Raw genomic sequence first — 12,194 nt, forward strand, 5'->3', positions numbered from 1 at the left:
AGAGGACGCCCGAACCATGGACCCGGGCGCCCAGTTGGGAGTGGCTCAGAATTTGCCGCGAACCCCGAACGAGACAGTGGTGCCGTTGAAGAACGAATTGTCGCGCCGCGACTTGCCGTTGCCCTTCGGGCCGTCCGGATCGGAGTAGAAGATGTAGACGTTCTCGTTGGTGATATTCAGCGCATCGATCCGCAGCTCGATCATGTCGTTCAGCTTATAGCTGACCGTCCCGTCCAGGAAGCCTTGCGGCGCCGTGTAGGGAATTTGGTCGTTGCCGGTATTCTGCGAAGTAATGCCGGTCTTCGCGCGGTAGTTGTAGGAAGCGCGCACGGCGAAGGGACCCTTTTCGTAGAACGCGGTGGCGCTGTACGAATACTTCGGTACGAACTGGATCGGCACGCGGGTGCCCTCCATCGTGACGAAGTCATCGCCCTTCTGGTCGATCAGCGTCAGGCTTCCGGTGAAGCCCAGTCCGTCGAACGGCTTTGGCAGGAAGGTGAAGTTCTGCTGATAGGCAAATTCCAGGCCCTTCAGCTTCAGTTCGCCCTGATTGACGTATTGAGTCCGGCGGATCAGGAAATCGTCTGGAATATCCCCATCCGGAAAGCCCAACGCCACCGCGTTGAAGGCGCTGTCCGGCAGGCCGAGCGAGCCGAAGGTAACGAAGTCCTGCACCGCCATGGCGCGGTCTACGATGTCCTTCTTGAACGCGCCGATGCTGAGCAGGCCGCCCGGCGCGAAGTACCATTCAACGCCGGCGTCGAACTGCGTGGCCATCTGCGGCCGCAGGTTCGGATTGCCCACCGTCACGTCGGGGTTGAACACATTGGGCACGATGGTGCCGCCGGCAATCGCGGTCAACGCCGCGCGGGTAATCGTCTTGCCCGCGGAAGCGCGTACGACCACCTTGTCGGTAACATCATAGGCAAGGCTGGCAGAGGGTAGCCAGTTATCATAGCCGCCCTCCCGCCGCTGCGGCAGAAACACGCCTGAGCCTGCACTCTGGTAGTTGTGAATGATCGTGCGCGTGTTGGAATAACGCATGCCCACGTTGCCGCGCAGCTCGCGCCCGAAGACCGGCAGCGTGAAGTTGGCTTCGAAGAAGCCGGTCTTGACGATCTCGTTGGCTTTGAACGCGCCGTTGAGATTGACCGGCGCCGCCGCGTTGGCGGCATTGGCATCCAGATCGTCCATCACGAAAGAGCGCGGAAACGTCGCGAATTGTGAGGGATAGCCCGAGTTTCCGCCGTCACGGATCCGGCCGAACTGGATATACGGATCCATGTACGAGAACACATCGAGCCCGGCGAGCTGGGCAGAGGCAATGCTGCTTCCGTCCTGCTGCGAGATTTCCTTGCCGGTATCCACATAGCTGCCGCCCAGCTTGATCGCGAACGTGCGATCGCCATCGTCCACCGGCGTCCAGTCGAGCACGGCGCGGGCGGTCTTCTCCCTGTCGATCTCGCGATTGAGCGAGAAACCCAGCCCCGGCGCGGTGAAGTTGGCGGGGTCGGTAAAATCGACGGGCGAACTGATCGTCGGATACGTGACGTTCACCGTGGGGTCGAACGTGCTGGTGATGCCGTAGATATTGCTGGTGATGCGATTGGCGGTGTAGCGGGCATTGCTGTCGCTGAGATTGCCCTGCGCCGACAGTTTCAGATTGTCTGTCAGGTCGTAGACGGCGCGCACGATCCCATACTTGAACCGGGTCCGCGCGTTGCGGAAGAAGCTTTCCTGGATAAAGCTGGTGTTGCCGAACGTGCCGTAAAGATTGTTGAATTCGTCGATATGTACATCGAGCGGGATGATGCCCGAATTCGTGCCGACACCCGGCGCATTGGTGGTGCCCGGCACCGTGCGCGAATTGCGTACCGCCGCGCCGAAGGTGAATTCGTCCGCCTGATCCTTCAGTTCGGAGAAGATACCGTCCACGCTGACGTCCAGCCGATCGGTCTTGTACTGGATCGATCCGACCACGCCGATGCGTTCGCGCGTATTGTTCGATGTGAACACGCGGTAGAAGCGCGGCAAGTAGGCATTATTGATCTCGTCGCGGGTCAGATCGCCAAAGTTCGCCAGCGGATTGTCCAGGTCCATCTGGAACTGGAACGGACCGCCCACAGTGGTTGGCCCCTGATAGGCGAGGGAACCGATCGCGGACGAGTTGTAGCCGCCGGTCGACTGGAAGCCCGAACGCTCGTTGACGTTCTTGGCATAGGCCGCGCCCAGCAGGACGCCGAAATCGCCCCAGGTATCGCTGAACAACAGCGATCCGCGCGGCTGCCACTTCTTCGACTGGGTGTTGTAGTTGGCCTGCGCGGTATAGCGGATCACCCGGCCCGCGCTGTCGAACGGACGCGGCGTTTGCAGGTCGACATTGCCGCCGATACCGCCTTCCTCAAGATTGGCCAGCGGCGACTTGTAGACGTCCACCCGGCCGAACAGCTCCGACGGGAAGACGTCATAGTTGAAATCGCGTGTGGACGATCCGACGTTCTGCGATGACGTGGTGTGGACCGGCGCGCCATTGATAGTGGTAACGGTGAATTCCGAACCCAGACCGCGGATGCTGATGCGCTGCCCTTCGTTCGACGCGCCATCGCGGGACAGGAACACGCCGGGAATGCGCTGTAGCGAGTCCGCGACGTTCGCCTCGGGGAACTTGCCGATATCCTCCGCCACAATGGAATCGCGCACGCCCACGGCTTCGCGTTTCAGTTCGATGCCTTGCTGAAGGCTCTTGCGAAACCCGGTGACGACGATGTCCTCGGTCGTCGGCGGCGATGCGTCCGCCGATGCCCCGGCAGCCGGATCACCCGATGCCGTTGCCTCTTGCGCATGGGCTGCGTTGCTCGCCGCCAGGATTGCCAAAGCGCTCGCCGTCAATGCTGCGGCAGTAACCACCCTCATGAACATCCTCCCTCATCCGCGATTCGCCGCGTGATGAGAAAGTTGTCATACAACCATACCTATTTGTCAATTGTCGGACTACTTAAGACCTTCAATCGTGTCCGCACCCGTGATGGCATCGCTCAGTTCGGAATGGCGGATAAGGCTCTCCTGCATGTGCAGCCGCGCCGACGTGCGCGCCCCCTCGATGTCCATCCGGATGATCGCCTCCAGCAGCGCCTCGTGCTCGTCACGAACTTTGCCGACATAGGCCTGGTGCGCATCCTCGGACTGGTCGCGCAGATAAAGGCTACGCGGCGGGACCAGCCGCACACCCAGGAACTGTATGAATCTTACGAAATAATCGTTCTGCGTGGCCCGTGCGATCGCCAGATGGAACTCGGTGTCCGCTTGCGCGGAAGCCGTGGGATCGTCCCCAACGTCACGCATGCGACGCAGCGCCGCGCGCATTTCGGTGATATCGGCCTGGGTGCGCCGGGCGGCGGCCAGACCAGCCATTTCAGCCTCGATCGCCTGCCGCATCTCCAGCAGCTTGATAACGTCGGAAAGCTCCGTAAGCTCTTCTTTCGTCACCTGAAAGGCGCGATATTGGGCGTTTTCAGACACATAAACGCCTGACCCCTGCCGTGCCACCGCGAACCCTTGCGCCTCAAGCCGCGCCACCGCCTCCCGCACGACGGTCCGGCTCACTTCCTCGCGCTCGGCAATATCCTTCTGCGAAGGCAGCTTGGATCCGGCAGGTATGACCCCGGAGATGATCTCCTCCTCCAGTTTCGCGTAGAGGATATCGGCCAGGGAGGCGGCTTTTACCATGGGAAGTCTTTCGTCACCGGCGGAAGAAGAACCTCCCGCACTGTCCATTCCTACACGAAGCTCTTGGCAAACGACAGATAGCAATTTATCAGGTTGGCATACAACTTTCGCACATAGTCTTGGAGAGGACATGCGGCAAATTCGAAGATCGGCGCGCACCCTGGTTGCAGCGGGGCTGGCGATGGGCTGGGCATCGAGTGGTGCACTCGCCCAACAGCAGCAGGCTGACATGCAGCTGAAAATGGATAAGCCGCTTCCCGCGCCTGAGAGCAAGACTCCGGCGGCAGTGGCCCAATTCGCCCCCTATCGCTATGACGACCTGCTCTGGGAAAACGACAAGACCGCACACCGGATCTATGGCCGCGCTCTGGAAGCGGCGGAGCCGCCGTCCGGATCGGGCATCGACAGTTGGGGCAAGAACGTGCCCTGGCCGTTCGCAGACCGGCAACTGCGCAGCGGCGACCAGCACGGCTATCACGGCGAGGGTCTGGATTTCTACAACGTCGGCACTGCGCGCGGCGCCGGTGGGCTGGGCATCTGGCAGGACAACAAGCTGTGGACCTCACGCAATTACGTGCGTGCCCGCATCCTGAAATCCGGCGGAAAAGAAGCCGATTTCAGCGTGGACTATGCCCCCTGGCCGGTGGATGTGGATCGCAAGGTATGGGAAACGCGGCGCTTCACGCTGCCGCTGGGCACGCATTTCACCCGGCTGGTATCGACGCTGCAATCGGACTCCCCTGCCCCGCTGGTGGTCGGAATCGGTCTAGGCAAGCGCACGACCGGCGCGCGTGACGGCGAAGTGACCGTGGACCGCGCCAAGGGCCTGATTTCCTGGTGGGGCCCGGAAGACGGCGCGCATGGCCGCATGGCGATCGCGGTGCGCGTGGATCCCGGCATGATCGCCGACATCAGGCAGGATGCGGACAATTACCTCGTCCTGCTCAACGTGCAGCCCGGCAAGCCCTTCGTCTACTATTCGGGCAGCGCGTGGAGCAAAGGGCAGGACAGCTTCACGACGCGGGAGGCGTGGGACGCCTACGCCACTTCCCAGACGCTCGATTTCTCGATTCCGAAGGACTGAACATGACCATGAATCTGGATCGCCGCGCGATGCTGGCCGGCGCCGTGGCCGGCACTGCGGCGCTTTCGACCGGCGCGGCAACCGCCCGTGCCACTGCCCGCGTCGCAGGACAAAAACCGTTCGGCCAGGCCGTGCTTCATTCCGGCACCGAAGATCGCGCCTATATGCTGACGCTGTTGGAACGCATGGCAACGCCGGTGCTCTCACGCATGGCGAACGGGCGGCTCCAGCAGGAATGGACGCCGGAACTCAGCCCCACCTGGGACGGCCGCAATCCCAAGGTCGCCTATCTGGAGGCGTTCGGCCGGTTGATCGACGGGCTGGCGCCGTGGCTGACGCTGCCGGACGATGGCAGCGCGGAATCACGCCTGCGTGCCGGACTGCGCGAACAGGCGCTGGCCAGCTACGTCCACAGCGTCGACCCCAAGAGCCCGGACTACCTGCTGTGGAGCGCGGAGGGCCAGCCGCTGGTGGACTCCGCCTATTTCACCAGTGCGCTGCTGCGCGCGCCGCAGATCCTGTGGGAACCGCTGGACGCAACCACCAAGGCGCGGATCATCGCTGAAATCCAGGGCCTGCGCCGGGTAACCCCGCCCTATACGAACTGGCTGCTGTTCGCGGCCATGAACGAGGCCTTCCTGCTGTCGGTCGGCGCGCAGTGGGACCCCATTCGGATCGACCTTGCCATCCGCAAGTTCGGCGAGTGGTACGTTGGCGATGGCTGGTACGGCGATGGCGAACATTTCCACTTCGACATGTACAACAGCTATGTCATCCACCCGATGTTGACGCAGATACTGGACGTACTCGTCCGCACCGGGGTCAAGTTCAATAAGCTGAACCCCGAGGATAGGCTGGCCACGCAGATCAAGCGGATGCAGCGCTTCGGCGAAGCCCTGGAACGCATGATCGGCCCGGACGGCGCGTTTCCGCCGGTCGGGCGATCGCTGACGTACCGCACCGCGGTGCACCAGCCGCTAGCCTATCTGGCATGGAAGAAACTGCTTCATGCCAAACTGCCCGAAGGTCAGGTTCGCGCCGCCACACTGGCCACACAGCGCCGCATCTTTGCCGATCCCAGCAATTTCAATGCCCAGGGATTCCTGACGATCGGCTTCGCCCGTCATCAGCCCAGCCTGGGCGACGTCTATTCGAATGCCGGCAGCATGTATATCGCCGCCGAAAGCCTGCTCGCGCTCGGGCTGCCAGCCAGCAACAGCTATTGGCAAGCCGAAGGACAGCCCTGGACCATGCGCAAGGCCTATGGCGGAGCAGATTTTCCAAAGGATTATTACGTGGACTTCTGAAATCCTTAGAGACCGTTTGAAAATTCGCGAAATGCGAATTTTGCGGCACCGGCCCTCTCCCCCACCCTACCACCCATCGGTATTATCCTGCGGGTGGTAGGGTGGGGGAGAGGGCCGGTGCCGCCTCAAAAATGCCCCTGCGGGCATTTTTCAAACAGACTCTTAGGGGAGCGCAGGGGAACGCGATGGCGTGAGGTTCACCGCTTTTCGAGCGGCATGACGTAGACGTCCAGATGGCGGATCCGCTCGGCATCGTCGAATTCGTAGATCGTCACCGTGTTCGACACATCGGTTACGTCGCCGCGCGCATTGCGCTCCTCCAGTTCCAGGATCACCCGGCCCGGCTGCTCGGTTACGTGCCGCAGCGTTCCTTCCCAGCACGTTCCAGCAGCATATTGGGTGATATAGTACTTGTACTGGGCCCAATCGATCACTTCGGCCTGCGGGCCCAGGAACACGCCCATGCGGACGTAGCTCTCCACATCGACTAGGCGCTCGATGGCGGCCCAATCGGCGTCCTCAAGGGGTTGCGTCTTGGATTTCTCGACCAGCCCAGAGAACGCCTCGCTATATTCGATCACCTTGCGGGTAAGGCCGGAAAATTCGCTCGCCCCGGGCATTTCGTTCGCCATGTTCCTCTCCCTTTTTTTCCGATTTTTCATGCGGTTACGACATCACCAGACCGCCATCGACATTGATCGACTGCCCGGTGATCGTCCGCGCTTCGTCAGACGCCAGGAACAGCGCCATGCGCGCCACATCCTCCGGGCTGGAGAAAGTCTTCAGCGGCAGTCCGGCAACGAGACCTGCCTCCACTTCCTCATAGGTCTTTCCCTGCTCGCCCGCGACGCGCTTCATGTAGTTGACCATCAGGTCCGTGCCGATCGCGCCGGGCACCACGCAATTGCAGCGAATGCCGAACTCTCCCACCTCGCGCGCGATGGTCTTGGTTAGAATGCGCAGCGCGCCCTTAGCGGCGGAATAATGGCTCTTCCGCACCATCCCGTCCCACCCCGCGCTGGACGAGAAATTGACGATCGATCCTGTCCGCCGTTCCAGCATCGACCGGTTGAGCACCTCGCGCGTGCAGAGCATCGCGGCCATGCAGTCGGTGCGATAGGTGTCCAGGAAATTGTCGGCCGTCTGTTCCCAGATCCACTTGTCGGTGCCGGGAACCGCGGCGTTGTTCATCATCACGTCGACCTGACCCCAGCGGTCCATCGCCGCCTCTACCATGGCGGCAACGTCCGCCTCGTCGGTGACGTCGGCGCGCACCGCGATCGCGGCGGGGCCGATGGCGGCTGCGACTTCCTCCACCAGTTCAAGGCGCCTTGCCGCAAGCACCAATCGGGCGCCTTCCGCGGCCATCATCGTGGCCATGACTGGACCCAACCCGGTGCTGGCGCCGGTGATGATCGCCACTTTGCCCTCGAAGCGGCTCATATCCGCGCCACCTTCTGCATGATCTCGTGGCTGTCCGGCGAACCGTCCAATGCGCGGTTGACGCGTTCGGCGATGCGCCAGCCGTCCTCTGTCCGCACCAGAGTCCAGTGGTTCACCGCCGCGCGCCAGAGGAACCAGCGATCCTCCTCCTTCAGCACGACCACGGAGTAGCCGACGGCCTGCGCCGCATCGCCATCCACGGTGATCTTCGGCGTGGCGGTAAGATGGGCACAGCCGGTGTTCACCAGTTCAAGATGCCCCGGCCAGCTGTACATGTCTGCGATCTCTTCGGGGGCGGAAAGGCGCCGGGTGCCGCCATCGGGCAAAGTGAAGCTGTAGCCGCCGCCCTCCTGCCAAAGATCGGCGGCCGGGCCTGCCGTGGCACTGTCCACCAGCGGGCCGTAGGAGTTCAGCAAGTTGAGGATTTCCAGATGATCCTCTGCCTTGCGGCAGCGCGCCTCAAGCGCGGCCAGACGGGCTTCGACGTCCATTCCCATTCCTCTCCCCGTTTGATTTTGCCGGTTTCGTATCGAGGCTTGCCCGCAGCCTATGTCGCCATCCGCGAACCGTCCAGCACGGCACGCCAAACGGCGAAAACTTCACCGGGGCGGTAAGGGCAGAGTGAAGCGAGCTTGCGGAGATCGGCGATGCAAGGGACGAGCACGCCTCCCGAAGCAGATTTTTCTCTTATGTTTCCAGATTGTAGCGAAAGCGTCATCAACGCGTGGAATAGGCCCGCCCCGGAAAAGCAGCCGCCACGATCCGTGGAATCCATCGGCATTTTCGAAAAACATGGGGGCATGAATGTTGCAGAAGTCCGTTGTCGCGCTGGCGGTCGCCGCCAGTTTCACGGTATCCGTTCAGGCGCAGGCGCAAGATGCGGAGCCGGGCGCCACGGACGGCAGCGAAACTCACGACATCGTCGTGATCGGCAGTGGGCAGACCCGCTCCGTCTCCACCCTGCTGCCGGCAAACCTCGACGTGCTGCCGCCGGGCACCAGCGTGCAGAAGGCACTGAACTTCCTGCCGGGCGTCAGTGCTCAGTCGATCGACGCGCTGGGTGTCAACGAACAGTCGCTTTCGCTGCAAGTGCGCGGCTTCAGCACCACGCATCTGGGCTATACGCTGGACGGCATGCCGCTGGGCGACGGTGCCTACAACAACTACAACGGCCTTTCGATCAGCCGTGCGCTGATCTCCGAAAACCTTGGCCGGGCCGATCTGGCAACCGGCATCGCCGGGCTTGGCATCGCCTCCACCAGCAACCTTGGCGGCGCGCTGATCTACGTCAGCAGCGATCCGCGCAAGGACATGGGCGCATCGTTCAGCCAGAGCTTCGGCAGCGCGGACAGCCTGCGCACCTTCGTGCGTCTGGATACCGGCGAACATGGCGGCTTTTCGGCCTATGTTTCCGGCCAGTACAGCGAACAGGACCTGTTCGTGCACCAGCGCGCCTACAACCGCTCCACCGGCAAGCAGCTGAACGCCAAGGCGAAATACGAATTCACCGGCGGCACGATCACCGCCTTTGCAGACCTTTCGCGCACCAATCAGGCTGACGACGCCTACCTCTCGAAGGACATGCAGAGCCGTCTGGGCTGGGATTGGGGCGGCTATGCGCCGGACTGGGACTCCTACCTTGGCGTCGCCTATTGCTCGGTGACCGGGCCGACCGCGCCGACGAAGTGCGTCAACGCGCCGAAGCCGCAGAAAAATTCGGACGTCACCTTCACCAACGGCCAGATCCTGCGCAACGACAACCTGTTCTATCTCGCCGGCGATTTCGACGTGACCAGCACGCTGAAGGCGCATGCGCAGGTCTATCACCACACGGACAAGGGCGCGGGCAACAACTGGATCGTCGGCTGGTCCAAGCAGGGCACGACGACCACGGCTGACGACGTGCCGGTGCAGATCCGCGACACGCGCTACACCATCAACCGCACTGGCGCGCTTGGCAGCCTGAGCTGGGATCTGGCCTTCAACCACTTCCAGGCCGGCTTCTGGCTTGAGGAGAACAAGAGCAGCGCCGCCCGCTACATCTGGGCCAATGTTACTGGTCCGTTCGACATCGGGCAGTTCCTGAAGGGGCAGCCCGATACCGCGCAGTGGGTGCAGGAAACCAAGTGGAAGACGCGCCAGTTCTACGTGCAGGACACGGTGAATCTGCTGGATGATGCGCTGACCGTCGATTTCGGCTTCAAGGGCACTTATTCCCGTTCGGACGCCGAAGCGCAGAACGGGATCGCCAAGGCCGCGCCGCCTGCCTCCACGCAGTTCGCCACGGGTTCGCTGACCGCCAAGGACTACTTCCTGCCCGAAGTCGGCGTGCACTGGCAGGTCGCCCCGCGCCACGAACTCTACGCCAGCTATGCCGAGAACATGGCCATGTACCAGGGCGGCTTCAAGCTCGGCCCGCAGTCGGTCACCCAGACCGTGTGGGACGCGCAAGGCAAGACGCTGAAGCCGGAAACCTCCAAGAGCGTCGAAGGTGGCTACCGCTATGTCAGCGGCCCGCTGCAGGTGGCGCTCAGCGGCTACTGGGTGAAGTTCGACAACCGCCTGCTGCAGTACAATCCCTGCCCGACCAACCAGCAGCAGAACCCGGGTTGCGGCAACTCCTTCCACAACGCCGGCAGCGTCACCAGCCGCGGCGTGGAACTGGGCGTGCTGTGGAAGCCGGCGCCGTGGATGAGCTGGTACAACTCGGCATCCTACAACAAGTCCACCTACGACGATGACCTGAACTGGTGCACCACCACCTGCGTCGTGAAGGCGACCGCGGGCAAACAGCAGGTAGATACGCCGAAGGAAATGCTGGCCAGCGTGCTGACGCTGACGCAAGGCGCGGTTTCCGCCATGGTGCAGGGCAAGTATACCGGCCGCCGTTACTACACCTATACCAACGACCAGAGCTTCGGCGGCTACACCACGTTCGACCTTGGCCTTACCTACGATTTCGGCACCGTTGGCGTGGTAAAGGGCGCGAAGCTTGCGCTGAACGTCACCAACCTTACCAACAAGCGCTATGCGGCGAACCTCGACAACAGCGTGTTCGCGCCGGACGATGCGGCGGGCACTATCGTGGTGTTCCACTCTTCGGCACCGCGCCAGTTCTTCGGAACGCTCAGCGTTGATTTCTAAGGCACTGACGATCGGGCTTGCCGCATCGGCAGGCCTGTTCATGGCCCTCCCCGCCCTTGCCAGCGGGGAGGAGGCCATTACGCGGCCGCATCTCGATCAGGCTACCGGCGCGCAAGTGGTGACGCTGCGTGGGCGGACATATGCCAACCTGGGGCTGGTAGGCACCGGCACTGTCCCGGCGGGCACGATCGATTTCCTGGGCGACACGCTCGGCTCCTTCTCCTCGCTGCAGATCGCGCCGGGGAGTTGGAAGCGGGTTGGCGATCACTACGAAGGCGTGCTCTGGACGCTGCCGGATCGTGGGCGCAACGATCCCGCCGCGCGTCTCTTCTTCGATTATCCGGCGCGGCTGGAGCGTTTCCGCATCCGTTTTACGCCGGGTGACGGGCGGCTGGATATCGTGCCCGATGGCGGGCTTGAACTGCGGGACTTTCGCGGGCGACCGTTCACCGGGGCCGATCCGGGCACGGGTACTTTGACCGAGCGCGGCGTGTTGTTGCCGGCTCCGGCTGGCGGGACCGGCAGCGGGAAGGTGTCTCTCGACGCGGAATCCCTGCAGTTCACGCGCGATGGCAGCTTCTACGTCGGCGACGAATATACCGCGAATGTCTATTACTTCGATCGGCACGGCAGACTGCGCGGCGTGATCCAGCCGCCACCGGCGGTGGCACCGAAGCGGGGCGGCGCGGCCGATTTCGGTTCGCTGGAACCGCCCGAGACGGGCCGCCGCAACAACCAGGGGCCGGAGGGTATGTCACTCTCCCCAGACGGCCGCACTTTATTGGTAACGCTGCAGAGCGCCCTGATGCAGGACAGCGCCGCCGGCAATGCGGCCGGCCGCACCGCCATCCGCGTGCTGGCCTACGATGTGCACGCCTCACCCACGCCGGTACGGCCAGCCGCGCACTATGTGGTGCAACTGCCTGCCTACAACGACACGGGCGATGGCGGCGCGCCCAATCGCACCGCTGCGCAGAGCGAGATCCGCGCGCTGGACGATCACCGGTTCCTGATGCTTGCGCGCGATGCCGCCGGGCGCGGGGCGGACGGAGACCGGCCGATCGTCTACAAGTCCATACTGCTGGTGGACCTTGCAGGCGCGACGAACATCGCCGGCTCCGAGTACGAAACCGGCGTGGCATCGGTTCTGCAGAAACCGGACAGCACCGTCCTGCGGCCGGGCATCGTGCCTGCCGAGCGGGCCGAGTTCGTGAACTTGCTCAATCCGGCGCAACTGGGCCGCTTCGGATTGAGCATCACGGCGCTTTCCGAGAAATGGGAAGCGATGGACTTTGCGCCCGTGATGGATCCGGACCACCCGGCCGACTATTTCCTGTTCGTCGGCAACGACAACGATTTCATTGCCCGGCATTGCCGGATGTCCGGCCAGCCATGCGATTCCGACATCGACAATGACAACCGGATCCTCGTCTATCGTGTCAGGCTGCCGGAACCCTTGCTTTGATGGGCAGTTGGAAGCAAGGACCAAG

General features: G+C 62.8%; 9 protein-coding genes. 4 read left to right on the forward strand and 5 right to left on the reverse strand.

All coding sequences use genetic code 11. From position 1 onward, the window contains the following. Positions 1–45 precede the first annotated feature (45 nt). Both ACZ1JV_RS07225 and ACZ1JV_RS07230 read right to left on the reverse strand, forming a co-directional pair. Positions 46–2,913: a TonB-dependent receptor gene (locus ACZ1JV_RS07225; protein ID WP_465148994.1), complete on the reverse strand. Its 2,868-nt coding sequence runs from the start codon at positions 2,911–2,913 to the stop codon at positions 46–48. A 78-nt stretch (positions 2,914–2,991) separates the two neighbouring features. Then, positions 2,992–3,726: a FadR/GntR family transcriptional regulator gene (locus ACZ1JV_RS07230; protein ID WP_465148995.1), complete on the reverse strand. Its 735-nt coding sequence runs from the start codon at positions 3,724–3,726 to the stop codon at positions 2,992–2,994. A gap of 130 nt (positions 3,727–3,856) precedes the next feature. On the opposite strand from ACZ1JV_RS07230, the gene ACZ1JV_RS07235 reads away from it, so the two are divergent. After that, complete coding sequence (locus tag ACZ1JV_RS07235) at positions 3,857–4,810, forward strand: DUF4861 family protein (RefSeq protein WP_465148996.1); 954 nt, start codon at positions 3,857–3,859, stop codon at positions 4,808–4,810. A gap of 2 nt (positions 4,811–4,812) precedes the next feature. Continuing rightward, positions 4,813–6,117 (forward strand): DUF2264 domain-containing protein, encoded by a 1,305-nt coding sequence (locus tag ACZ1JV_RS07240; RefSeq protein WP_465148997.1) that lies wholly within the window; start codon positions 4,813–4,815, stop codon positions 6,115–6,117. 197 nt (positions 6,118–6,314) lie between these two features. Here the strand turns inward: ACZ1JV_RS07240 and ACZ1JV_RS07245 are convergent, their stop codons facing one another. The 3 genes from ACZ1JV_RS07245 to ACZ1JV_RS07255 are packed head-to-tail and all read right to left on the reverse strand — an operon-like array spanning position 6,315 to position 8,051. Beyond that, on the reverse strand, positions 6,315–6,749 hold the full coding sequence (locus tag ACZ1JV_RS07245; RefSeq protein WP_465148998.1) for a hypothetical protein: 435 nt from the start codon (positions 6,747–6,749) through the stop codon (positions 6,315–6,317). A gap of 34 nt (positions 6,750–6,783) precedes the next feature. Continuing rightward, positions 6,784–7,560 carry an SDR family NAD(P)-dependent oxidoreductase gene (locus ACZ1JV_RS07250; RefSeq protein ID WP_465148999.1) on the reverse strand — a complete coding sequence of 259 codons (777 nt, stop codon included), beginning with the start codon at positions 7,558–7,560 and terminating at the stop codon, positions 6,784–6,786. Further along, positions 7,557–8,051: a nuclear transport factor 2 family protein gene (locus tag ACZ1JV_RS07255; protein ID WP_465149000.1), complete on the reverse strand. Its 495-nt coding sequence runs from the start codon at positions 8,049–8,051 to the stop codon at positions 7,557–7,559. Before ACZ1JV_RS07255 ends, ACZ1JV_RS07250 begins: the two co-directional genes overlap by 4 nt. A 313-nt stretch (positions 8,052–8,364) precedes the next feature. On the opposite strand from ACZ1JV_RS07255, the gene ACZ1JV_RS07260 reads away from it, so the two are divergent. Both ACZ1JV_RS07260 and ACZ1JV_RS07265 read left to right on the forward strand, forming a co-directional pair. Then, positions 8,365–10,704, forward strand: coding sequence for a TonB-dependent receptor (locus ACZ1JV_RS07260; protein ID WP_465149001.1), 2,340 nt, complete (start codon positions 8,365–8,367; stop codon positions 10,702–10,704). Then, positions 10,694–12,169, forward strand: coding sequence for an esterase-like activity of phytase family protein (locus ACZ1JV_RS07265; protein WP_465149002.1), 1,476 nt, complete (start codon positions 10,694–10,696; stop codon positions 12,167–12,169). Before ACZ1JV_RS07260 ends, ACZ1JV_RS07265 begins: the two co-directional genes overlap by 11 nt. Positions 12,170–12,194 lie beyond the last annotated feature (25 nt).

The organism is Novosphingobium sp. BL-S-19 (assembly GCF_055521675.1).